The organism is Fusicatenibacter sp. (assembly GCF_050872605.1).
In the GTDB taxonomy this organism is placed as follows: domain Bacteria; phylum Bacillota; class Clostridia; order Lachnospirales; family Lachnospiraceae; genus Fusicatenibacter.
This window is the reverse complement of the sequence record NZ_JBNMHD010000005.1, coordinates 77,354-101,771: the sequence shown is the minus strand read 5'-3', so window position 1 is coordinate 101,771 and position 24,418 is coordinate 77,354. Positions and strand designations below refer to the sequence as shown.

General features: G+C 45.9%; 14 protein-coding genes and 1 pseudogene. 10 read left to right on the top strand and 5 right to left on the bottom strand.

Going from position 1 to position 24,418, the window contains the following annotated elements; all coding sequences use genetic code 11:
- Window positions 1-124: 124 nt before the first annotated feature.
- The gene (locus ACY2VT_RS03140) at window positions 125-1,309 is read right to left on the bottom strand and encodes a helix-turn-helix domain-containing protein (RefSeq protein WP_055266003.1); all 1,185 of its coding nucleotides are present in this window, start codon (window positions 1,307-1,309) and stop codon (window positions 125-127) included.
- Window positions 1,310-1,622: 313 nt separating this feature from the next.
- On the opposite strand from ACY2VT_RS03140, the gene ACY2VT_RS03135 reads away from it, so the two are divergent.
- The 5 genes from ACY2VT_RS03135 to ACY2VT_RS03115 all read left to right on the top strand — a co-directional run bounded on the left by ACY2VT_RS03135 (window position 1,623) and on the right by ACY2VT_RS03115 (window position 12,614).
- Window positions 1,623-3,896 carry a beta-galactosidase gene (locus tag ACY2VT_RS03135; protein WP_243277165.1) on the top strand — a complete coding sequence of 758 codons (2,274 nt, stop codon included), beginning with the start codon at window positions 1,623-1,625 and terminating at the stop codon, window positions 3,894-3,896.
- Between the two features lie 24 nt (window positions 3,897-3,920).
- Window positions 3,921-5,327, top strand: coding sequence for an MFS transporter (locus ACY2VT_RS03130; RefSeq protein ID WP_461878839.1), 1,407 nt, complete (start codon window positions 3,921-3,923; stop codon window positions 5,325-5,327).
- An 87-nt stretch (window positions 5,328-5,414) separates the two neighbouring features.
- The gene (locus tag ACY2VT_RS03125; RefSeq protein WP_055266005.1) at window positions 5,415-7,832 is read left to right on the top strand and encodes a glycoside hydrolase family 3 N-terminal domain-containing protein; all 2,418 of its coding nucleotides are present in this window, start codon (window positions 5,415-5,417) and stop codon (window positions 7,830-7,832) included.
- Between the two features lie 5 nt (window positions 7,833-7,837).
- Window positions 7,838-10,327, top strand: coding sequence for a glycoside hydrolase family 3 protein (locus ACY2VT_RS03120; protein WP_173829794.1), 2,490 nt, complete (start codon window positions 7,838-7,840; stop codon window positions 10,325-10,327).
- A complete protein-coding gene (locus ACY2VT_RS03115; RefSeq protein ID WP_238061590.1) occupies window positions 10,308-12,614 on the top strand; it encodes a GH36-type glycosyl hydrolase domain-containing protein in 2,307 nt (768 codons plus the stop codon). Before ACY2VT_RS03120 ends, ACY2VT_RS03115 begins: the two co-directional genes overlap by 20 nt.
- Window positions 12,615-12,910: 296 nt before the next feature.
- On the opposite strand, the pseudogene ACY2VT_RS03110 reads toward ACY2VT_RS03115, so the two are convergent.
- Window positions 12,911-13,108, bottom strand: a pseudogene (locus tag ACY2VT_RS03110) (SDR family NAD(P)-dependent oxidoreductase); the annotation flags it as partial.
- Window positions 13,109-13,208: 100 nt separating this feature from the next.
- On the opposite strand from ACY2VT_RS03110, the gene ACY2VT_RS03105 reads away from it, so the two are divergent.
- The 3 genes from ACY2VT_RS03105 (at window position 13,209) to ACY2VT_RS03095 (ending at window position 15,525) form a co-directional block, all read left to right on the top strand.
- Entirely contained in the window at window positions 13,209-14,009 is an 801-nt protein-coding gene (locus ACY2VT_RS03105) for a transporter substrate-binding domain-containing protein (protein ID WP_330422667.1), read from the top strand.
- Between the two features lie 93 nt (window positions 14,010-14,102).
- Window positions 14,103-14,792 (top strand): amino acid ABC transporter permease, encoded by a 690-nt coding sequence (locus tag ACY2VT_RS03100; protein WP_022462369.1) that lies wholly within the window; start codon window positions 14,103-14,105, stop codon window positions 14,790-14,792.
- Window positions 14,782-15,525 (top strand): amino acid ABC transporter ATP-binding protein, encoded by a 744-nt coding sequence (locus ACY2VT_RS03095; RefSeq protein ID WP_055228261.1) that lies wholly within the window; start codon window positions 14,782-14,784, stop codon window positions 15,523-15,525. The genes ACY2VT_RS03100 and ACY2VT_RS03095 overlap by 11 nt, the downstream gene beginning before the upstream one ends.
- A 79-nt stretch (window positions 15,526-15,604) precedes the next feature.
- Here ACY2VT_RS03095 and ACY2VT_RS03090 read toward each other — a convergent pair whose 3' ends face one another.
- On the bottom strand, window positions 15,605-17,392 hold the full coding sequence (locus ACY2VT_RS03090) for an aminopeptidase P family protein (RefSeq protein WP_055218335.1): 1,788 nt from the start codon (window positions 17,390-17,392) through the stop codon (window positions 15,605-15,607).
- Between the two features lie 287 nt (window positions 17,393-17,679).
- On the opposite strand from ACY2VT_RS03090, the gene ACY2VT_RS03085 reads away from it, so the two are divergent.
- On the top strand, window positions 17,680-20,409 hold the full coding sequence (locus ACY2VT_RS03085) for a beta-mannosidase (protein WP_461878838.1): 2,730 nt from the start codon (window positions 17,680-17,682) through the stop codon (window positions 20,407-20,409).
- A 92-nt stretch (window positions 20,410-20,501) separates the two neighbouring features.
- Here ACY2VT_RS03085 and ACY2VT_RS03080 read toward each other — a convergent pair whose 3' ends face one another.
- Window positions 20,502-21,377 carry an AraC family transcriptional regulator gene (locus ACY2VT_RS03080; RefSeq protein WP_461878837.1) on the bottom strand — a complete coding sequence of 292 codons (876 nt, stop codon included), beginning with the start codon at window positions 21,375-21,377 and terminating at the stop codon, window positions 20,502-20,504.
- Window positions 21,378-21,546: 169 nt separating this feature from the next.
- Between ACY2VT_RS03080 and ACY2VT_RS03075 the strand changes: the two genes are divergently transcribed.
- Window positions 21,547-22,848 (top strand): MATE family efflux transporter, encoded by a 1,302-nt coding sequence (locus ACY2VT_RS03075; RefSeq protein ID WP_461878836.1) that lies wholly within the window; start codon window positions 21,547-21,549, stop codon window positions 22,846-22,848.
- Between the two features lie 75 nt (window positions 22,849-22,923).
- Here the strand turns inward: ACY2VT_RS03075 and miaB are convergent, their stop codons facing one another.
- Window positions 22,924-24,369 (bottom strand): tRNA (N6-isopentenyl adenosine(37)-C2)-methylthiotransferase MiaB, encoded by a 1,446-nt coding sequence (miaB, locus tag ACY2VT_RS03070; protein ID WP_461878851.1) that lies wholly within the window; start codon window positions 24,367-24,369, stop codon window positions 22,924-22,926.
- Between the last annotated feature and the right edge of the window lie 49 nt (window positions 24,370-24,418).

The following is a 24,418-nucleotide window of genomic DNA, read 5'->3' as shown; positions in this document are numbered from 1 at the left end:
GTAAAGATCCATATGCTTGTAAAACCTATGCTTGTAAAACTCCATCAAATCAAAGCGTATCATCATTTATGGAATCTATAAAGGACAAAAGTTCGTTAAAAATACTGGTGGTTATGATTTGAGTTTATATCTGCTGTGTTTTATTTCGATACTGTCTCGGAGTCATACCATATTTCTTTTTAAAAGCAGTCTGAAAGTGGGCCTGACTGGAATAGCAAAGATAATTGCTTATTTCGGTCAGACTTTTTTCCGTAAAAGTAAGGAGACTTTTTGCCTCTTCCAGTTTGCAGCGGCTGATATAAGCGCCGGGGTTAAATCCTAATTCGGATTTGAATTTTTTGGCAATGAAAGAGGTGCTGCGGTCAATATGAGCGGCAACATCTTCCAGACGAATCGCTTCATTAGTATGACTTCTGATGTAATTCATGCAGGCGTAGATATCCGCAGATATCCCGCTTGGTATGTGGGTTTCACCGGCTTTTTCGCAAAAGTCGAAAAGCATTTGATACTGTAAATCGTTGATTTCTTTTAGCGTCTGAAGTTGTTCGCATTCCTGTATATACATGTCCATAAGATGATAAGTACGTTCGACATCAACGCCGCCCGGAATTGCGCCGATCATCCCTACATTTGTCACCGTACTGATAAAAATATTTTTGGCCTGGCGTAAAGGCGATTTTGCCAGTTTCTTTTCATTGAGATTCAAAGGAGTAGATTTGAGAAAATCCGCCAGTTTCTTTGGATTCCCGTTTCGAATATGTTCATAGAGCTCCAACTCCATATAATGGGTGGAGTGAAGTTCTTCATTTTCCTTATTTTCAATAAACTGCTTTACATTGTGTGAATTGCGGTTCACAGTATTACCAAAGCTTATTTCCAGTATTTCCGGAATATCGGCATTCTTCCGGTTCAGAATCAGATGAAGTAATGACAGATGTCTTGCAAGATGCAGGCGGCTGGTTGTCGGTATTGTATATAAAAATTCGACGATTTGCTCCCGGTATGCTGCCGGAACAGCACTCTCTTGCATGAACAGATTGATCTGTGAGGGTGTGACGGGGCACTCGAAAATAGGACCAAGAATGATAACATAGTCGGTCTCTTCTATACAAATACATCCGTATATGATTTCAGAAGAATAAAAATGTATGGACGGATTAGGACCACCTGCGAGAACAGGGTAATCTGTAAGCGGTTCTACAGAAAAAAGCTCACCGATAGTTGAGTACTTTCCGGCCGTTCCGAGAAGTAAACTAATAGGAATCTTGGTTGTGGCATAATACTTTTTACAGAAATCAATATAATCCATGATTGATAATTCTCTCCTTTTTTCAAAAGTATATCACAAAAATTTTAAAAATACAGAAAAATATAATATAAAATAAAATTATGAAATATGAATCATGGAAAATGTAGTATTTTATAAGCAAAAAGAAAGAAAGAAGGAAGGAGAAAGTGAAGTGAGACAGAGAATAAGAATCCATAAAGCTGAAACGAACAAAGGCGCAGCGGATTTTTCACATCTGTTGGATGCACCTGCAGGAAAGCATGGGTTTGTACGTGTAAAGGACGGACATTTTTATTTTGAAGACGGAACACGCATTAGATTTTTGGGCTTCAATATGGCAGCAAGATCCAATACTCCGAATCATGAGACAGCGGAAAAATTGGCTGCAAGATTTGCCAGTATGGGTGTGAATGTCATTAGGCTGCATGCAGCAGATGCTCCTATCGGTGAAGAACCGTGTACGTGGAGCAGTTGTAAGGAAGCACCGCTTTTGGATTACGAGAGAGGGAACAGCCTGGAATTTAACAAAGCAGGTCTCGACAGATTTGATTATTTTGTCGCAAAATTGAAAGAAAAGGGAATCTATCTGCACATTGATCTGTTAGTTGCAAGAGCATTTAATAAGGAAGATGGAATTGAATATTCCGATAGAGTGGATTCCTGTACAAAATGCTTTCCGATGATTAATGAAAGACTGATTGAACTGCAGAAGGATTATGCAAGAAAGCTTCTGTTGCATGTGAATCCGTATACCGGGCTTGCACTGGCAGATGATCCGGCAGTCATTACCGTTCAGATCAATAATGAAGAATCGGCGATTAAGGGAACAGCGGAGCTGGAGCATGTTGAACATATGAAGCCTTATAGGCAGGAGGTTCAGAGAAAATTTAATCATTTTCTTCTAATGAAATACGATACAAGGGAAAAATTAAAAGAAGCCTGGACATTTGACGGTGTTTCAGCTTTGCAGGAGGATGAGAATCCGGAAGACTGCTCAGTACGTATTACGGAGGGAGATTTTGTCCAGCCGGTGAATGATCCGATGGGTTCATGGGAAGGAATGAACAGCCCGGCAAGATATGCAGATTATATGGAGTTTGGAATTTTTATTAACCGGGAATTTTATCAGATGATGAAAAATTATCTGCATTCTATCGGGGTGAAGGTTCCGATTAACACCAGTAACCTGCTGGGCGGTGCGGCTGATGTATACGGACACAGCGATGCGGACGTAATGGAAAATAACAGCTATTTCAATCATCCGCTGCTTCCGGTACAGGGAACGACATTTATGGTGTCGGGTCCGATGGAATATGTTTCCACCAATCCGCTGACCATACAAAAAGGTGCAGGTGCCATAGCAACAACGATCCCGAGCATGGGTGCAACTGCCATTATAAAAGGAAAGCCGTTTATGCTGAGTGAATGGAATGAATACGGACTTCATCCGTTCCATTCCACAGCGGCAGTGCAGACAGTGGCCTGTGCATGCTTAAATGACTGGGACGGACTGATTCTTTATAATTATCAGACATCTGAAAAATGGGATGATCAGCCAGCGGACGAGATTTTAAGTGTATTTGATGCATACAATGATCCGGCGGTGGCCTGTCAGTGGGGATTTATGGCATCTGTATTTTTGAAGGGCCTTGTGGCTGTTTCTGATAAAAAAGTAGATGTTGTATATACACAGGATGACCTTAAGACGCTTCCAAACGGGCATGGCATGCTGACAACGATGTTACCTTACATCACAGGTATGCGAAACGTTTTCCTGGATGGAGGTGAGAGGTACACCGGTGACGCGGATGCGGCCATCAATGCAGGCTTTTTAAATGGAGCCGATCTTTCCGAGGCAAAGAAAGGAGTCTATTATGCATGGTCTCCTTACAGGGATGCAATGAGAAGATATCCGGATAAAAACCGGCTGACTTTTGCGGCAAGGGATACCAAAGAGATACAGCCGGGTATACATCTTGGCGAAAAAACACTGGTTTTTGATAAGATTGAAAAGATTGCAGGGGACGGAGATTACCGGGAATTTGCAGAAATCCTGGATCAGGCCTTTAAGAAGTGGGGGATTGTTCCAAAGGATGCAGGACTTGTGGACGGGAAAATGATTTCAGTTACCAAAGAAATGATATTTGATCCGGATAATTCCAGATTTTCACTGAACACCGATTATTGCAGCTTTTTCAGCGGATCCCCGGAGAAAAATATCCGCCTGACGGAAAAAATTAATGCAGAAGTGAATAACAGCAGAATATCTATTTCGGTGCTTCCTATGGATACGGACAAGCTTGCAGATGCAAAAGAGTTTATCCTCACGGCAATGGGTGAGACGGGAATGGATGAAACAGAGATGCAGACGGGGATTGAACTGATGGGTTATGAATTTACCGCTGTGACAATGAAAGGAAAGCTTTTTGCAGATACGCTGGAAGGTACAATTTCAGTAAAAGGAAAGAAAGCAACACTTGAGATTTTAAGTCCGGTGGGGGAAGTCATCAGAATTATGGACGGAGAGAAGATTGGAGAATCTGTACTCTTTCATCTGGATGGAATGGTGCCGGGTATCATGTACCATTTATCAATAAACGAAGCATAAAACTTTTTAAGAGAGGTAAAATCAATGGGAAAAAAGAAAAAAGAACTTGGTTTCGACAGTGACGGCGCAAAAAAAGTCATGCGAAAAAGAGACTATATGGCAGATATGTCAGGGCAGTTGGCACTTGGACTTATGGCAAATGTAGTCGGTCAGCTTACATACTTCTATACAGACAAGGTGGGTCTTGCTGTTGGCGGTGTCGGTATTGTGATGGCAATCGCTAAAGTTATTGATGCACTTACTGATATCTGGTTTGGAAATGTAATCGAGCATTCAAAAGGCGGAAACAGTAAATTTTACAAATGGATGTTCCGCATGATGATTCCGGCGGCAGTAATTACATTTTTGATGTTTACAGTGCCGAAAGGTCAGACAATCGGAATGATTTATGTACTTGTGACTAATGTATTGTTGACAGCCGTAATTTATACGATGATTGCAACACCGTTTGGTGCAGTTATGGTTGTGCGTACCAACAGCCAGGTAGAACGAAGCAATATGGGTATCTTCCGTGCAGTAGGAAACTATGGGGCAGGGATGATCATTTCGATTATTATTATTCCTGTTACTAATATGTTAGGTGGAACACAGAGTGCATGGATTAAATTTGGAGCGATTTTAGCGTTAATTGTTCTTTTGCTGCTTGCAATTTGTTATAACAACGGACGCAAGGCAAAGTATTCAGAAGATACAGAAACGCTAAATGAAGTAGAGGAGGAAGAGGCAGTTCCGTTTAAAGATGCGATTAAAATGCTTTTTGGAAACAAATACTGGGTGATTGTTCTCTTATTCAATATTATTACAAATGTTACAAATGCGATTGCAGCGGCATCCGGAACTTATTACTGTAAATGGATCTTCGGAAATGATAATCTGGTGGCTATAACAGGTACCGCAGGGCTTGCGGCAACTTTACTTGGATTTGTGCTTGCGAAGCCAATCATTTCTAAACTCGGAATTAAGAAAACGGTTTACTTTGGGGTGTTAGGTCAGGCAATTACCTGTGTGGTCAGGTGTGTCGTTCCGACGAATTTCATGGCATGTACGGTGATGTCCTTAATCGGAAGTTTAGTACAGATTCCGCTGATGTGCTTATATGGAGTGCTTCTTGCAATGGCTGTCGATTATAATGAATGGAAATACGACAAGAAGCTGGTAGCAGTATCTTCAGGAGCAATCGGATTTGGAAGTAAAGTAGGCGGCGGACTGGGAAGCATTATTTTATCAGTCTTTCTTGCAATCGGAGCCTATGATGCTACATTGGAAGTTGCAACTACTTCTATGAGATATGCAATTTACGGGTTCTCAAATTATCTGCCGTTAGTGATGAATTTGCTGATGTTCTTTGTATTTACAAAGTTTGATTTGGAAGAGAAGCTTCCAAAAATGAGAGCGGAAGTTGAAGCACGTAGAAAGGGTCAGAATAACTAAATAAAAATATATCAGGTATGGAGCCGGCCATTTATGACTGGCTTCATGCTATATCAGAAATTAAATGGAAAGTGGAGAGATGATAAAATGAGCGACAAATATCAGAATACAGAATTGATACCGGAGGAAAGGGCGGCATATCTTTTAGAGGAACTGAGTCTGGATGAAAAAGTGGCTCAGTTGAACTGTGTTTTTCCATTTGACAAGGCGAGTTATGATTTTGCCGGAATCAATGAACAGACAAAGCATGGAATCGGACAGGTAAGTACGCTGGAAATGCGGAGAATGGAAAGTCTGGATGAAGTGGTCCGGTGGCAGAGAAAGGTGCAGAGAATCGTTATGGAAAACAGTCCGCACCGTATTCCGGCAATTTTTCATATGGAAGGACTCTGTGGAGCATTTATTCAGGATTCCACAAGCTTTCCTTCCGGAATTGGAAGGGGTGCCGGATGGAATCCAAAGTTGGAGGAGAAAATTGCAGAAATTGTAAGCCGTCAGGAAGCTGCTTGTGGTATTACGCATGTCTTTGCCCCTGTGCTTGATATTTCCAGAGATTCCAGAATGGGACGGCAGGGAGAAACGTATGGAGAGGATCCGGTTCTTACAGCCAGCCTGGGATCAGCTTATACAAAAGGGTGCCAGAAATATGAGACAGCAGGACGCAGAACAGAAAGTGTAGCCAAGCATTTTCTGGCATTTCATAATTCAGCAGCAGGTATTCATGGGGCCAATAGTGATACACCGGAACGTTTGTTAGAAGAAATCTATGGAAAGCCATTTCAGGCAGCCATTACAGAAGCAGGTTTAAGAGGAATCATGCCCTGCTATTGCCTGATCAATGGAGAGCCGGCTTCCGCATCGCATCATCTTTTGACAGAACTGCTGAGAGAAGAGATGGGGTTTGACGGACTTTGCGTCAGTGATTATGGCGCCATTAATAATGCATTTATGTTTCAGGGAATCGGGGAAACCAAAGAGGAAACAGGACTGTTATGCCTGGAGGCGGGAATGGATATGGAGCTTCCAAGTGTTGAGGGCTATGGGGAAGCATTTAAGAATCTGTTTGCGTCAGGCAGGGCAGATATGGACATTCTGGATCGGGCTGTAAAAAGAGTCCTGACGGCAAAGTTTCGTATGGGGCTGTTTGAACATCCTTTTGCTTTGGAAGGAGAAGAGCTTCGCAGAGTTTTTATGAATAAGAAGGATAAAGAAATTTCCCTGCAGTCTGCAAAAGAATCTATGGTACTGATTAAAAATAATGGTGTGCTTCCGATTCAAAAATCCGTAAAAAAGATTGCACTGATCGGACCTCACGCAGACAGTCCGAGAAAGTTTTTCGGAGGATATACGCATATGTGTATGATGGAATCTACCTATGCAATTGCCAACTCGATTGCCGGGGTCAGTGGAAGTGAAAATGTGGACAACAAAGAAATCGTGACTGTTCCGGGAACCAATATTCAGTCAGATGAAACGCCGGAATTTGACGTGATTCTGAAACGTCAGAAACCGGACTGCCGAAGTATATTGGAGGAACTGAAAGCTCAGATGCCGGATGCAGAGATTCGTTATGCTTATGGATACCCGATTGCAGGAGCGGATCAATCCGGTTATGCCCGGGCGCTTGAAATTGCAGAGGATGCCGATATTGTGATTCTTACTTTAGGAGGAAAGCACGGAACCTGTTCTATGGCCTCCATGGGAGAGGGTGTGGATGCGACAAATATCAATCTTCCGGAATGCCAGGATGCATTTATCAGGAAGGCAGCAAAGCTTGGGAAACCGCTGATCGGAGTTCATTTTGACGGACGCCCTATATCCAGTGATGCGGCAGATGCACATCTGGATGCAATACTGGAGGCTTGGAATCCGTCCGAGATGGGGGCGGAGGCAGTTGTGAGCACTCTGCTTGGCAGGTATAATCCTGGAGGAAAAATGCCGGTAACGACAGCTTATACTTCCGGTCAGATTCCAATTTATTACAATCACCCGCATAATTCCGCATGGCATCAGACCGGAAGCATCGGCTTTTTGAATTATGTGGATATGCCGCATACACCGAGGTATTATTTCGGACATGGTTTGTCTTATACAAAATTCGAATATAGCAATCTGCAGTTATCCAAGGATTGCATTATGCCGACAGAAAGTATCCGGATTCAGTGTGATGTGGAAAATACAGGAGAATACAAGGGGGATGAAGTCGTTCAGCTTTATCTGAAGGATATTCATGCAAGCATGGCAAGACCGGTCAAGGAACTGGCGGGATTTAAGAGAATTACGCTAGTGCCGGGAGAAAAGAAAAAAGTAATCTTTGAGATAAAAGCATCACAGCTTGCATTTCTGGATAGAAGGATGAAATGGAAGATTGAGAAAGGAACTATTGAGGCAGAAATAGGAGGCTCTTCAGAGGATATCAGACTAAGCGGCGCTTTTGAGATTGTAGAAAATGGATGGGTTGCCGGAAGAGACAGAGCGTTTTATGCAGATGTGACAGTGGAGTAAAGAGAATGGTTAAAAATAGAAAATTGCTTGCAGAGCAGCTGGTAGAAGAATCGGTTGTTCTGCTGAAAAATGAGAATCAGCTTCTTCCGCTTCAGGAAGGACAGACAGTTGCTGTGTTCGGACGATCAGCACTTGTGACCTATGTTTCCGGAAATGGTTCCGGAGCGGCAAGAGGAGCAGAAAGCAGTAATATCATAATAGAACTTGAGAAAGCAGGAATCTCTGTATGTGAGGAGTTAAAACAGTACTATCTGCAGCAGCGGGAAGCGGAAGCAGCGAATCCGCAGGAAAAATTCGATTTTTCCCAGATGAAGGAGGCAGTAAACAGCGGCCTGATGTATGAGATATTTGGAACGTACCATGCGCCGGTACCGGAGTATCCGATTCCGGAATGTCTGCTGACCAATGTGAGAGACAGGACAAATACCGCAATTCTTGTGCTAGGAAGAAATGCAGGCGGCGAGGAATGTGACAGAAGATTGGAAGGAGATTATTATCTTACCGAAGAAGAAAAGAAGCTGGTCAGCCAGGTGTGCGAAAACTTCCCGGAAGTCATTGTAATCCTTAATGTAAATGGACTTATTGACCTGGAATGGACAACAAAGTATGCTTCCGTAAAAAGTATTCTGTTCCTTGGTCTTCCGGGAGAGGGTGGTGCAAAGGCTGTTGCAGAAATCATTAAAGGTAATGTTTCCCCTTCCGGAAAGCTGGCATTTACAATTGCACACAGGTATGAGGATTATCCTTCTGCAAAGCATTTTTCATGGGACAAGGAGAAGGAAGAACATATTCTGACTTATGAAGATTATGGACTGGATGCGGAAGAAAACGGGAGCTTCGGTTTCCGAAAAAGCCCGGTGACCGTATATCAGGAGGATATCTATAACGGCTACCGGTATTTCAGTTCTTTTAGGAAAGAGGTATTATTTCCATTCGGACATGGGCTTTCCTACACAAAATTTGCATTAGATGCGGCCGCTGTTTCAAAAGAAGAAGACGGGATAACTATAATAATTGATGTGAAGAATGTCGGACTCTGTGCAGGCAGGGAAGTCGTGCAAATCTATGTTTCTATGCCGGATGGAAAAACAGAAAAAGCAGAGAGAGAATTAAAGGGATTCGCCAAGACAGAAGTTTTGAAACCGGGAGAGAAAACAAGTGTGTCAATCCATATACCATGGGATGGACTTTCGTGTTATGAGGAAAAATCCTCCGTATGGCTGATTGAGAAGGGACGATATAAGCTCAGAATGGGAACGTCCTCGGAAGAGACCGTCTGCATCTGTGAGTTAGATGTTTCGGAGGACATTATATACAGCATTTGTCGTTCAGCGCTTGGGTTGAAAGCATGTAATGATGGAAAACTTACGTTTTTAAAGAAAAATTGCCTGAAAGACCAGGAGTTGCCGAGTGATGCATGCGGCGGAGTCTGTGAAGAAAATCCAATGTATAAACTAACGCTTTCAGGAATTGATGTCAAACCGGAGAAAAGAGAGGCGGGGCAGGGAAGGCAGGTAAGAGATTTTTCAGATTTCACAGAGGAACAGCTTGCGGCACTTCTCGTAGGCTTCGGTCCCGGAATTCCCTTTGCAGGATTTCTGGATACAACGTTTCCGGAGACCATCTGTGATAAAGAAGGAAAGCCTTTGACCTGCAATGATCATCCGGCAGGGCATAATGGATATGTGTCACCAGCAATCAAAGATAAAGGAATCCATTCTGTTTTCTATATGGATGGACCTGCCGGAATCGGGAGAACTGCGTGGCCGACGGAAATGCTGCTGGCATGTGCGTTTAATAAAGAGGCGTGGTACAGATTTGGAGAAGCAGTGGGGGCAGAGTGTGAGGAAGCACAGGTTGATGTGTGGCTCGCACCTGCAGTAAATCTTCACCGAAATCCGTTGTGTGGTAGAAACTTTGAGTATTTTTCAGAAGATCCTTTTCTTACAGGAGTGTGTGCCTGCGCAATTACAAAAGGCGTACAGGAAAATCATCAGGTACTGGTGTGTCCAAAGCATTTCGCAGTTAATGAGCAGGAAACCTACCGCAGGGGAAACGCAAAGAAACAGTATGACGCAGTAGATTCTGTTATTACGGAACGGGCAGCCCGGGAACTGTATCTGAAACCATTTGAAATGCTGGTAAAAAAAGCAAATGTACGCTGCATTATGACTTCTTTTAATAAAATTAACGGGATATTTGCAGGTGGAAACAGCGACCTGTGCAACCGGATTCTGCGGGAAGAATGGGGATATGAAGGATTTCTGGTGACTGACTGGGGGGATATGGATATTGTGGTGGATGGCGCGGATGCAGTTGCGGCCGGAAATGATGTTGTCATGCCCGGCGGGCCGCCGGTGATTAACCAGATCCTGAACGGATACCGGGAAGGGCGAGTGACACGCGGGCAGCTGGAGACAGCAGTGCATCACCTGCTGCAGGTAATCGAGAGCTTGAAAGGGAGAAATGGCGAGAATGGAAAAGAAAATATATGAATTTACAAACGACGGCAATTCCTGTGTGATTTATGATGCAAAGCCGCCAAGATACTGGTTTAACTATTTGTGGAATGAAAACGGCTACTGTGCGCAGGTTTCCCAGAACGGGCATGGGCGCAGCTATTACCTGAATGAAAGAGCAGATATGTGCATGATCAATAACAATGATGCAAGATATTTCTATATCCGGGATGATGAAACGAATAAAAGCTGGAATATCGGTGCAGCGCCGCTGAATGAACAGGTAGAAAGCTATCAGTGTGAGCACAGTATCGGATTTTCCAGACTACAGTCGGAGTGTCAGGGGATAGAGAGTTCATGGAGCATTTTTGTGCCGCAGACAGGATTTCAGGAAGTGTGGACGTTTCGGCTTAAGAACAAAAGTAGAAAAACCCGTACACTCAGCACATTTTCAGCGGTAACTTTTGAGCTGGAGGGATTCTCATACCCCCGTTATTATGAAATGTACCGTTGCCTTGAAACTTCCTTTGACAGGGAATTAAATGGAATATATTGTAGATCCGCTCATCCGTTTGCACCGCATAAACGGTACAATGCTTATCTGGCTGCTTCCGAGCCTGTGTATGCTTATGACGGGGATCTGGCCAGATTCTGTGGAGCGGCAGGATCTGTCACGAAACTGGATGCTTCTGCTTATGCACTGTTTCAGAGACCGGATGTAGTAGTAAATGGCAGTGACTGTACGAATTCGGAGGCGGCACTGTTTATTCTTGGCGGTGTGCTGCAGCATAAGTTCATACTGCAGCCGGGCGAGACGAAGGAAATCAGGATGGTCTTCGGCGTCAGTGAATCTCTGGATGAGGCAAGAGCGACAGCTAAAATGTATGCGGATGCTAAGCGTACGGAAAGTGCCTGTAAGGAGGCCGTGGAGTATAATCTGGACAAATACAGTTCCCTGTCCGTCACCACACCGGACAGCAAAATCAATCATATTATGAACCAGTGGCTGAAGAAGCAGATAGACTGCTGTATTGTTGGGAAAAAGGGTGTGCGGGATAATCTGCAGATTGCAGTGGCACTTCTGAATTATCGTCAGGAGAAGGCCAGGGAGGAGATTCTGGAATGTCTGCGCCATCAGTTTCGGGATGGTCATGCCGTATTGACCTGGTATCCGTATGACGACACCAGGTATTCAGACCAGCCGTTCTGGATTATCTGGGCGGTGTGTGAACTTATCAAGGAGACGGGAGATTACACGATTCTGCAAAAGAAGATTGAGTGGCAGGATGGCGGTGCTGCGGCTGTAGTGGAGCACTTAAAAGCAGCCGCAGATTGTCTTATCCGGGATAAGGGAAGAAATGGGCTGAGCCGGATTTATTTTGCAGACTGGAATGATGCGCTGAATATCACAACCGATCCGGAAGCGGAATCCGTCATGCTTTCTCATCAGTTCTGTCTTGCTTTCAGAGAACTGAAGCTGCTTATGGAAAAAATCGGGGAGACTGATTATGCAGAATTTCTGAAAAAAGAATATGATACCATGAGAAAGAGTATTAATGAGAAAGCCTGGGATGGTGAATGGTATATGCGGGCACTCAGTAAGAAGGAAAACATTGGTTCCAGAACAAGTGAAGGCAGTAAAATCTATCTGAACGCCCAGACATGGGCAGTTCTGGGAGACGTGGTAGATGAAGAAAAGCTTCCGAAGCTTCTGACTTCGGTTGACAGTATGGAACATGATTTTGGTTTCCCTCTGAATATGCCGCCGTATGAGAAATATTCTCCGAATGTTGGACGGATGTCGGGAATGCTGCCGGGGCTGTTTGAAAACGGCGGAGTATATTGCCATGCAACGGGATTTAAGATCCTTATGGACTGCAAACTCGGCAGAGCTGAAAAGGCACTTTGTACTCTGAAAAAAATCATGCCGGACAGTGAAAAGAATCCGTCCACGCAGTCCGGCGCCGAGCCATATGTATTTACAAACTGCTATTCCACACATCCGAAATATTACGGCAAATCTTACTGGTCCTGGACAACCGGAACCTCTGCATGGTGCATGAAGGGACTGTATGAAGGCATTATGGGGGTAAAACGCGGATATGACGGGCTGGAAATTACCCCATGTTTTCCGAAAGAATGGGAACGGGCTGAGATGACGAGACATTTCCGAAACGCAGATTATCATATTGTAATTGAGAATCCGCAGTGTCGGAAGGCTGTCACATCCGTAATTATTGTGGACGGAACACAGATAAAAGGAAACAGGATTCCGGATTTTGCAGACAATAAAAAGCATGAAATAAAGGTTATCCTTCAATAAAAATTATTAGCACACGCTACTGATAAGCGTCGATGTAGGGGGAAATGGCTTGGAATGGGACAGAAAATCAGTGCCTGTTTTTTCTCTCACCTGAAGCTGATAAAATACAGTGGGAAACCCACCAAGGTAAGGTCTAACCAACCGCCTTGTACCGAGTCCTTGGAATTGAAGCGGTAACGTTAGATTTAAGCGTAGGACAGGGAGCAACAGAGCCGAAACGAAAGTGAAGTGATTGAGCTGGGAAATGATTATGAGGTCGGAAATGGTCGAAGCGTTCTATTACGTTGCAGACAACATCAGATCGTGTTCTGGATGTCAGCAAGATCGAGATCGACAAAAGCGCCGCGTGTGCCGACGACACCGGCTACGTTGGCGAGTACATCGATTCTTCCGTATTTTTTCATAACAGTTTCAACCACATTGCGGCAGTCATCTGCAGAAGAAACATCGGCTTTCAGGAAGGTAACATCGCCCTCTTTTTCATTTCTGATGCTTTTTTTTCGGTTTTTCCTTGCTTTTTAGAAAGATGCTGTTATAATAAGGAAAAGTGAATAAATATACATCACATGAGGAGAGAAGGAGATTATTATGAAAATGAATTTTGCAAAAAAAGCAACAGCACTTGCAATGTCCGTTCTGTTTGCTGTTTCGATGGCAGGATGCGGGAGTTCTGCATCTACCGCAAAGAAAGTAGAAGTAACATCCGTAGAGGATCTGGCAGATCTGAAGATTGGTGTACAGACCGGAACAACAGGTGATTCTCAGGCGAGCGATGCCGTTAATGCAGATTCCCAGATGCAGCGTTACAACAAAGGCGCCGATGCTATTCAGGCACTGAAAAACGGAAAGATTGACTGTGTTGTCATCGATTCCCTGCCGGCAGAGAAATTCGTTGCAGCAAACGATGATCTGAAAATTGTAGAAGGCATTTTTGATACCGAAGAGTACGCGATGTGCTTCAAAAAAGGAAATGAGTTAAGAGACGAATTTAACACCGCATTGGCAGAGCTGAAAGAGGACGGAACTCTTGATGAGATCATGAGCAACTACATCGGTGATGAAGTCGGCCAGCATCCGTATGAGTCCCCGGCAGACGTGGACCGCTCCAACGGAACGCTTACCATGGCAACCAACGCTGAGTTCGAGCCGTGGGAGTACAAAGAGGGAACCGATATTGTTGGTATCGACGCTGATATTTCCCAGGCCATCTGCGATAAGCTTGGTTATGAGCTGAAAATCGAGGATATGGCATTTGAAACTATCCTTGCATCCGTCAACAGCGGAAAAGCAGATTTTGGCGCAGCCGGAATGACTGTTACTCCGGAGCGTGAGGAGAGCGTTGATTTCACCGATACTTATGCAAATGCAACACAGGTTGTTATTGTAAGAAAGTAATCTAATGAGAGAAAAAGAGCGGCTGTCCGCCAGGCAAAATGGTGCAGCCGCTCTTTTTGCAGGAAATGAAACCACAAAGGAGAGATGTATTTTATGGAAAATTTACAGCATCAGTTTAACCGTTACTTTGTAGACAACGGTGCTACAGAGTGGTGGCTGACCGGTCTGAAGACGACGCTGCTTGTCACGGTAATCGCACTGTGCATCGGTGTTGTGCTCGGACTTCTCATCGCACTGATCCGTTCAACACACGAGCAGACCGGTAAATTAAAACTTCTGAATATTGTTGCACGCGTCTATCTGACGATCATCCGCGGAACGCCGTCCATGATTCAGATTCTGTTTTTCTATTCCGTTATTTTTGCAACCGTAAACCTGAACAATATCGTGATCGGCGGAATTGCCTTTGGTATCAACTCCGGTGCGTACGTTGCCGAGATTTTCCGTTCCGGAATCATGTCTGTGGATAAAGGACAGACGGAAGCGGGACGAAGCCTTGGTTTAAACCCGGCACAGACCATGCGTCTGATTATCATTCCGCAGGCGTTTAAAAACGTTCTTCCGGCGCTGATCAACGAGATGATCGTGCTGTTGAAAGAGACCGCCATCATCGGCTATATCGGAACCATCGATATTACAAAAGCAGCAACCCTGGTACAGAGCCGTACATACGATGCACTGGTTCCGCTTCTCTCCGCAGCGATCTTTTATCTGATTCTTGTTATGATTCTGACCTATTTCATGGGCAAACTGGAAAGGAGACTGCGTAAGAGTGACCACTAACGAAAAAGTATTAATTAAAGTTGAAAATCTGCAGAAGAGCTTCGAGGATAATAAAGTTTTAGACGGAATCAGCACAGAGATCCGTCAGGGAGAAGTTGTCGCTGTCATCGGTCCTTCCGGTTCCGGAAAATCGACGTTTCTGCGTTCCTTAAACCGTCTGGAAATTCCAACCGGCGGAAAAATTTATTTCGAGGGTGTTGACATCACAGCACCGGAAACCGACATTGACCATGTGCGTCAGAAGATCGGAATGGTATTCCAGCAGTTCAATCTGTTTCCGCACAAAACCGTTAAGGAAAATATCATGCTCGCTCCGGTGACGTTAAAACTGATGACACCGGAAGAAGCAGAGAAAAAAGCGATGGAGCTCCTGACCCGTGTCGGGCTGCCGGACAAAGCAGATGCCTATCCGGGAAGCCTTTCCGGCGGACAGAAGCAGCGAATCGCCATCGCACGCGCCCTTGCGATGAATCCGGATGTTATGCTGTTTGATGAACCGACTTCCGCACTCGATCCGGAGATGGTAGGAGAGGTTCTGGAAATCATGAAAGAGCTTGCCGAATCGGGCATGACCATGGTCGTTGTTACACACGAGATGGGTTTTGCCAGAGAGGTGGCAACCCGCGTCGTCTTTATCAACGAGGGAAATATTCAGGAGGAGAATACGCCGCAGGAATTCTTCGCAAATCCGCAGCACCCGCGCCTGAGAGAATTTTTATCGAAAGTATTATAAGGAAAAGAAATGAGAAAAACCGATGTTCTGTGAAAATAACACGCACAGAACATCGGTTTTTTGATGTTATAGAAAGAACTTATTTGGAAATCGGGCGGGTAGCTTCTTTCAGCCACTCTTTTTCGTCCCCTTCCAGATAAGGAGAAATCTTCTCATACACTTCTTTGTGGTAATTATTCAGCAGCTCGACATCTTTCTCCGTCATATACTGCGTATCGATACCGTCGAGGTCGATCGGAACCATGGTAACGAACTCAAAGCGCATGAACTGACCATACATGTTCTTTTCTGCTTTGCGGCAGAGCATCAGGTTCTCGGTACGGATACCATGGCTTCCTTCAATATAGATACCTGGTTCGTCGGAGGTCAGCATACCTTCCTCGAGAACGGCATTTTCCATGCGCTCCGGAACCATTTTCCAGCGGAAACCGTTTGGACGCTCATGGACATTTAAGAGATAGCCGACGCCGTGGCCGGTTCCGTGATTGAAGTCAAGACCTCTCTCCCAGAATGCCTGTCTTGCGAGGTAATCGAGATTGATGCCGATGCATCCATGGAGAAATTTTGCGTTTCCAAGACGCAGGGTTCCCATCGCGGTGATGGTGAAATGCTCTTTTTCTTCCTCAGTCAGCGGTCCGACAACAATGGTTCTTGTGATATCGGTTGTTCCTTCATAATACTGTCCGCCGGAATCCACGAGGTACATGCCTTTTGGCTGTAGAACGGAGAAATCTTCCTTCGTTGCCTGATAATGGCACATAGCGGCATTCGGGCCGTAAGCGGAGATGGTTCCGAAGCTCGGCTCAATGTAGCCTTCCTGCTCTTTTCGGAAGGATTCCAGTTTCTCTGCAACGGAAACTTCGTCCATCGGGATTTTGCCGATGTTTTTCTTTAACCAGTAAACGAAACGGGTTACAGCAACGCCGTCTTTGATGTGGGCTTTGCGGATATTTTCCATCTCAACTGGTGTTTTCAATGCCTTTAAGGAAGAAGCCGGGTTCATCACATTGACAATTGTGTTTTCGCCCATGACGCTCTGGCAGATCGTGTAGTTGACTTTGGCTTTCTCCAGAAGAATCGTTTTTCCTGTGATGCCGGCAGCGAAATCATAGACAGCATCGTATGGATGAATCGAAATACCAAGACCGGCAAGATACTGTTTTACTTCATCATTTAAAGTTGCTTCCTGAATAAACAGATGGCCTTCGGTTTCGGTCAGAATGAGGTAGGAGAGGACAACCGGATTGCACGGAATATCGTTTCCGCGGATGTTCAGCATCCAGGCGATATCGTCGAGTGCGGTCAGGATATGTACCTCGGCACCGTTCTCTTTCATCTTTTCGCGGACTTTTGCAAGACGGTCAGCAGCGGACTCGCCGGTATATTTGGAATCAAGAATCCATACCGGTTCTGCAGAAAGTGCTGGGCGGTCGGACCAGATTTCACCGATCAGGTCACTTCGATAGGAGAGAAAACGCTCCGGAAGTGTCTTTTCCAGTGTCTCACCGAGCATCTCATTGACAACGCGGCCGTCGAAGCCGATGGTCATGCCTTCTTTTGTATTTGCCTGCAGGTATTCCTCTACGGTCGGAACACCTTCCTGGCCCATTTTCATTAAAGTAACGCCGGTTCCGGCAAGCTCTTTGGCTGCCTGTACGAAGTAGCGGCCGTCGGTCCAGAGGCACGCTTCATCCTGGGTAATAACGGCGGTTCCGGCAGAACCGGTAAAGCCTGTGATATACGTTCTTGCTTTAAAGTAAGTTCCTACATATTCAGATTCATGGTAATCGGCGGTCGGAACCAGATAAGCGTCCACGCCGTAGGCTCTCATTTTTTCGCGGAGAGCAGCTAATCTTTCTGGTATCATAATTTTTTCCTCATCTTTCTTTTCGAAAAATACTGCCGGCATTTTTTTCAGGATGCCGACATTTTTATTCTATCACATTTTCCAGATCTGTCAAAGTGATGATTGAGAATTTGTCTCACTGTTTCCGAAATTTTCTAAAATCGTTTCGCATTTGGAGATTTTTCCTATTTTTCAAGAGCTTTTTTGTACCATTTTGGTTAAAAAAGCAGTAAGATAAAAATGAAGTGAAAAGCGTGGTGAAACTACGCGAAAAAGCAGAAACTATGAAGAAAGGGGGACATACTGTAATGCATACAATATGTCTGAAAGACAACTGGACATTAACTGTCCTCGGAAAAAATGTTTACGATATTCCGGAAACTCCAATTGAAACGAAGGTACCGTCTACCGTTTACGGCACCCTTCTGGAGAAAGGCCTGATCCCGGATCCGTTTTATCGTGACAATGAGCTCGATGCACTGAAATTGATGGAGAACGATTTCGCATACGAGACAACGATCGTGATCAGTGAGGAAGACAGAAAAGCGGACCGTCTGTTTTTACACTTCGACGGAATTGATACCATCGCAGATGTTTATCTGAACGGAGAGAAAATCGGCTCCGCAGACAACATGAACCGTGTCTGGGAGTATGATATTACCGATCTTGTTGCAGGTGATGCAGCCGATACCGTATATCAGGTAAAAGTGGTTCTGCATTCCCCGACAAAATTCATCGCAGAAGAAGAAGCAAAATGCCCGGTTGGAGCAGCATCCGATGCAATGCCGGGATTCCCGCATATTCGTAAAGCAGCCTGCATGTACGGCTGGGACTGGGGTCCGCGTCTTCCAGATGCAGGACTGTTCCGTGAGGCTTCTGTTCTCGCAGTAAAAACTGCCCGTCTGGCACAGGTATTTGTAGGACAGGAGCATCATGTAACTGGAAAAACCGTTCATGGAAATGTGGTTGACTTCGTCCGCCTGACCGCAGATGCTGAAATCGAGTGGATGCCGGGTGTAACCGACGGTAAAGCAAAGATCGTAATGACCGTTACTTCCCCGGATGGAAAAACCGTTCTGACCGCAGAAAGCGGCACAATGGATCCGCTGACCAATTCTGCACCGGCAAAGAATCTGACCGGACTTACCTGTGATCTTCGCAGCAATCATGTACAGGCTTCCCTTACCGTAGAAAATCCGGAGCTGTGGTGGCCGAACGGCTATGGTGCACAGGCACTGTATCAGGTAAAGGTGGAGCTCGTTGCAGACGATATCCTGGATACCTGGGAGAAGAAGATGGGTCTTCGTACCATCACCGTAAATACTGACGTGATGGAAGATGAAGTCTTTGATGAGCACATGACCGGCCAGTCACCGGATTACGATGACGGCGACAACATGATCATGACCAGCGGTGAGAAAAAAATCATCATCACCGATAAACCTGCAAAGACCGTAAAGGGCCGTAACTTTGCGTATGAAATCAACGGACTGCAGATCTTCGCGATGGGCGCTGACTACATTCCGGAGGACAATATCTTAACCCGTCAGACGAGAGAGCGTACCGATCTGCTGCTGAAATCCGCACAGGAGGCAAACTTTAACTCCCTGCGTGTATGGGGAGGCGGATACTTCCTCGATGACTTTTTCTATGATGTCTGCGATGAGAGAGGACTCCTCATCTGGCATGACTTCATGTTTGCCTGCGCATCCTACGAGCTGACAGATGACTTCGAAGAGAATATCTCCGCGGAGATCCGTCAGAATATGCGCAGACTCCGTTCCCATGCAAGTATTGCTCTATGGTGCGGAAACAACGAGATGGAAACCCAGTACGAAACGCTGGCATGGCAGAAATCTAAGAAACAGACGTATGATTACATCCATCTGTATGAGTACATCATTCCGAAAATCGTCAAAGAAGAGGATCCGGAGAAATTCTACTGGCCGTCATCCCCGTCTTCAGGCGGAAATTACGAAAACAGCAATGCAGAGAACGTCGGCGATACCCATTACTGGGGTGTATGGCACGGAAGCGAGCCGTTCACCGCTTATCGTTCCCACCATTACCGTTTCCTGTCCGAGTTCGGATTCCAGTCCTTCCCGGCACTGCAGACTGTAAAACGGTTTACCGAAGACGGCGACCGCAACATCTTCTCCCGTGTCATGGAAATGCACCAGAGAAATACGGCTGCCAACGGAAAGATCCTGAACTACATTTCACAGACATACCTGTATCCGAAGAACTTCGACGAGCTTCTGTACTGCTCACAGCTTCTTCAGGCCGATGCGATCCGTTACGGCGTTGAGCATTTCCGTCGCTTCCGCGGTACCTGCATGGGTGCTGTTGTATGGCAGCTGAACGATATCTGGCCGGTAGCATCCTGGGCAAGCGTGGACTACTATGGAAACTGGAAAGCCCTGCAGTACGCAGAGAAGAAGATGTTTGCACCGGTCCTGCTTTCCTGCGAGGAGCACGGAGAGATCGATCAGAAACCGTTTGTCAACACACTGCCGCATCCAATTGATGTCAGTGCAGACCTTCATGTTGCCAATGAGACCGGTGAGCCGATCGTCGGAACCGTAAAATGGTCCCTGTGCCGTCCGGATTCTTCCGTAGTCAAAGAGGGAGCCTTCGAGGTGAATGCACCGGCTTACGGCGGACAGTGGATGCCGCATCTTGATTTCAACGATCAGGATCCGCTGGAAGTTCATCTGACCTATGAGCTGGTTGTTGATGGAAACGTAGTATCTTCCGGATCAACTCTGTTCTGCGCACCGAAGCATTACCATTTTGCAGATCCGAAGCTTTCTGTATCAGTAGACGGCGATACCGTAACCGTAACCGCAGAGAACTTTGCAAAATCTGTCAGCGTAGAGACTGAGAACGGTGTGCTTCGTCTGGACGATAACTTTGTAGATATGGAAGCCGGAACAAAGACCTTCCGCATTCTGCCGACCGCAGACTTCACCGCAGAGGGAACCGGCGTATCGGGCGCATACCGCGTAAGAAGTGTTTATGAGACTGCAGAGAGATAAGGAAAAAGTTTAAAGAAATACATAAAAAAGAAAGAGCGTGCAGCAAATGCCTGTGCGCTCTTTCTCTGAAAAATTTCGAAAACAGATGATAGTTACCGTCCAAGCTGGAGTTTTCGTGCCTGCTTCGGCGTGACGCCTTTCAGTTTTTTGTAGCAGCGGATAAAGTAACTGCAGTCCGTATAACCGACCTCCCGCGCGATAAACGAGATGTCGTGGCTGGAAAACAAAAGCATATTTTCGGCTGCATTGATCCGGGTTGCTGTAATGTATTCCTTGCAGGTCATATTGTACCGGCGGTAGAAATTCATGGAAAAGGTGGAGTGCGACATATTGCACATCGCGGCCAGTTTTTCTACGGTCAGCTCCTCAAAGTAGTGGGAATCGATGTATTCGGAAATCAGGTCAAACCCGATTTCATAAGAAGGATGAACGCCGGGAGCCAGAAAGAAATCACCATTTTTCTGCCAGATCCGCGCAAACCTGGTGACGATTTTCCGAAGATCAGCAGTTAATACCATCGAATAACCGAATTCTTTATTCTGATATTCGGAAAGAATATCGGAAAAAAGCGGAAAAAGATTCATTTGGGCCGTCTGTTCCGGAGAAAAGATACAGGGACAGCGGTAGGCGTGAATCCCATGCAGCATGGCGCGCAGATCGATTTCATCCGTTTTGCAGGACGGCAGAAGATTGGGATCGAATTTGATCACATCGTACTGAACCGGAGAAGAACCTCTCGCAAGAGCGATGGAGTGGACGCATTTGGGCGGAAAAAGAATGACAGCGCCCTTCGTGCAGGTGGATATGACATTGTCAAGGGAAACTTCGATTTCGCCTTTGCGGACGTAGAGAAGTTCTACATAATAATGCCAGTGCGCCGGAATCGGCAGGAGGTCGCGGGTACTGTCAGAAAGAAAAGCCTCGTAGGGGGAAGCAATTGGATCGATGTATTCGTATAAGTTGTTCATGCCAGTGATGTTAAAAACCTTTCGTCTGAGTTACGTTCTATTATAACCGCATTTTGCAGTACTGACAAGACGACGGGAAACGATGAAGAGGAAATACTAAAAGAGAAAGGACAGGTTACAAAAAAATACCATGCAGAACACAACAAATGATATGACAAGAGGGAACAGCATGAAACTGATTTTTCAGTTTTTTCTGCCCATTCTGATCGGAAATCTGTTCCAGCAGCTTTACAGCTTCGTGGATTCCATGGTTGTCGGAAAAGGAATCGGAGATACGGCGCTTGCTGCGGTTGGAAATACGAGCTCCGTCCATTTTCTGATTATCGGCTTTGCCGTCGGACTGACCGGGGGTCTTGGCATCTGCATTTCGCATTCTTTTGGCGCAAATGATACGAAAAAGCTGCGGAAAGAAATTGCCATGTCGGTTTATATCTGCCTTGCCATCGGAATTGTGATCACAACGTTCAGTCTGCTTCTGATGCGGAGGCTGTTCGTCTTTCTGCAGACGCCGGAAGATATGATGACGGATACGCTCGTCTATTTTGGAACGATTCTTGCGGGAAGTACGATTACGATTTTAAATAACTTTGTGATGACACTGTTGCGTTCCGTTGGAAACAGCAAGGTACCGCTTGTTTCCATGGTGATTTCCGCATTTGTCAATATTTTCCTGGATCTCCTGTTCGTTTTTCCGATGAAAATGGGGGTTTTCGGTGCAGCGTTTGCAACTGTGCTTGCACAGGCAGTTTCGGCATTGTACTGCTTCTGGCATATCCGCCGTGCACCGGAACTGATTCCGCAGAAAAAGGACTGGAAAATAAACGGTTCTATCTTATGGACGTTGACCGGAAAGGGGCTTCCTGTTGCCGTGATGAACTCGGTCACTGCCATCGGAGGTATGGTTCTTCAGGTATTTGTCAATCAGATGGGAACCGCGTATGTGGCAGCGTATGCGGCCTGCATGAAGGTCTGCGGTCTCTTTGAGCAGCCCGGAATCACAGTCGGACTGGCGCTTTTGACATTTACGGGACAGAACTATGGTGCAACAAAATACGGCCGGATCAAAAGCGGTGTATGCGCAGGCATTATCTTATCCGTTCTTGTTAATCTGCCATTTGCCGCACTGGAAATTTTTGCCCCGAACTTCCTGGCTTCACTGATGCTGAATGATCCGACGATCATTTCCTATACCTGCATCTTTCTTCCGATCACCGGAATCGCATTGTTTCCGCTTGGATGGCTCTTTGTATTTCGGAACGCCTGTCAGGGTATGGGAAAAACGGTATTGCCAATGATTTCCGGTGTCCTTGAGGTTGTGATGCGTGTTGGTATTGTTCAGATTGCCGTTCCGCGCTTTGCATTCCGCGGTGTGGCATTTGCCGAAATTTCTGCCTGGATCGGTGCGGGTGTCATGCTGATGGTGACATATCTGGTCTATCAGATGCGGTTGTCGAAAGGATTGTCAAAATAAATTCTCAAATCATAAAAATCCCGGATATCCGGTATTCCTGCGGTAAAAGCAGAAACCGGATATCCGGGATTCTTTTTAGTTATGTTTGTTTTCCACTGGTGTTCCCATGTAATAGAAACCGCGGCACTCATCCAGATATACATTCTGCAGCGTGCCGATCAGGGAGGCATCACCTTTGAAATGAACGAGCGTATTGTTACTCATACGGCCGGTCACAAGGGACGGATCCTGTTCATTGATGCTCTCGACGAGAACTTCCTGAACTGTGTGGGTATGTCTTGCCGTTACCTCACGGGAGATTTCCTGTACTTCAGCAAGAAGACGGTCGAAACGGTCCTTCACAACATCGGCCGGAATCTGATCCTCCATAGCGGCAGCCGGTGTTCCTGTTCTTCTGGAATACTGGAAGGTAAAGGCGCTGTCGTAGCGGACCTTACGTACCACATCCATCGTTTCGAGGAAATCTTCCTCTGTCTCGCCAGGGAAACCGACGATAATATCGGTTGTTAGGGAGACATCCGGTACTTTCGCGCGGATGCGGTCAACAAGGTCAAGATACTGCTCTTTCGTGTAGCGGCGGTTCATCAGCTTTAAGATGCGGCTGCTTCCGGACTGGAGCGGGAGATGAAGATGGAGGCAGACCTTTTCGCAGTCGCGCATCGCATCGATCAGCTCCTCAGAGAGATCCTTCGGGTGGGAGGTCATGAAACGGATGCGTTTCAGCCCTTCGATTTTATTAACCTCGCGCAGAAGCTGGGCAAACGTCATCGGCTCCTCGAGATTCTTTCCGTAAGAGTTGACGTTCTGACCGAGCAGCATGATCTCCACAACGCCGTCTGCAACGAGGCGTTTGATCTCTGCAACGATTTCCGCCGGCTTCCGGCTGCGCTCGCGGCCGCGCACATACGGTACGATACAGTAGCTGCAGAAGTTGTTGCAGCCGAACATGATATTGACGCCGGATTTGAACGGATATTTCCGGTCAACCGGAAGATTTTCCACGATTTTGTCGGTATCTTTCCAGATATCGATCACCATGCGGTCCTCGGTCATACAGCGGACAAGGTATTCAGCGAAGCGGTAGATATTGTGGGTTCCGAAAATCAGGTTGACGAAATGATAGCTTTTTTTGAGCTTTTCGACAACGAGCGGCTCCTGCATCATGCATCCGCAGAGGGAGATGATCATGCCCGGATTTTTCTTTTTGTATTTGCCAAGCTGTCCGAGGCGGCCGTAGACGCGGAGATTGGCGTTTTCACGGACGGTACAGGTATTGTAAACGACAAAGTCAGCATCCTCGGTCTCCACAATGTGGTAGCCGACGGTTTCCAGGATTCCCTCGAGCTTTTCAGAATCGCGGGCGTTCATCTGGCAGCCGAATGTTGTGATACAGGCAGTCAGGAATTCTTTGCCGTTCTTTTTCGCGCGTTCCGGGACGAGCTGCTGTTTTAAGAGCGCCATAAAGTAATACTGGCGCTGCGGTTCTGCTTCAGGAGCCGTGAGTGTGATATCAACGTCCATCAGGTCGATGCCGGAAACCTCTGCATCCGGAATCGTTCTAAGATCTATT

Bases quoted from the DNA above. Each gene is read 5' to 3' on its own strand.
- ACY2VT_RS03075 (WP_461878836.1), top strand. From the start codon at position 21,547: ATGAAACTGATTTTTCAGTTTTTTCTGCCCATTCTGATCGGAAATCTG.
- ACY2VT_RS03120 (WP_173829794.1), top strand. From the start codon at position 7,838: ATGGTTAAAAATAGAAAATTGCTTGCAGAGCAGCTGGTAGAAGAATCG.
- ACY2VT_RS03080 (WP_461878837.1), bottom strand. From the start codon at position 21,377: ATGAACAACTTATACGAATACATCGATCCAATTGCTTCCCCCTACGAG.
- ACY2VT_RS03085 (WP_461878838.1), top strand. From the start codon at position 17,680: ATGCATACAATATGTCTGAAAGACAACTGGACATTAACTGTCCTCGGA.
- ACY2VT_RS03090 (WP_055218335.1), bottom strand. From the start codon at position 17,392: ATGATACCAGAAAGATTAGCTGCTCTCCGCGAAAAAATGAGAGCCTAC.
- ACY2VT_RS03115 (WP_238061590.1), top strand. From the start codon at position 10,308: ATGGAAAAGAAAATATATGAATTTACAAACGACGGCAATTCCTGTGTG.
- ACY2VT_RS03135 (WP_243277165.1), top strand. From the start codon at position 1,623: ATGGCAGCAAGATCCAATACTCCGAATCATGAGACAGCGGAAAAATTG.
- ACY2VT_RS03100 (WP_022462369.1), top strand. From the start codon at position 14,103: ATGGAAAATTTACAGCATCAGTTTAACCGTTACTTTGTAGACAACGGT.
- ACY2VT_RS03140 (WP_055266003.1), bottom strand. From the start codon at position 1,309: ATGGATTATATTGATTTCTGTAAAAAGTATTATGCCACAACCAAGATT.
- ACY2VT_RS03125 (WP_055266005.1), top strand. From the start codon at position 5,415: ATGAGCGACAAATATCAGAATACAGAATTGATACCGGAGGAAAGGGCG.
- miaB (WP_461878851.1), bottom strand. From the start codon at position 24,369: ATGGACGTTGATATCACACTCACGGCTCCTGAAGCAGAACCGCAGCGC.
- ACY2VT_RS03105 (WP_330422667.1), top strand. From the start codon at position 13,209: ATGAATTTTGCAAAAAAAGCAACAGCACTTGCAATGTCCGTTCTGTTT.
- ACY2VT_RS03130 (WP_461878839.1), top strand. From the start codon at position 3,921: ATGGGAAAAAAGAAAAAAGAACTTGGTTTCGACAGTGACGGCGCAAAA.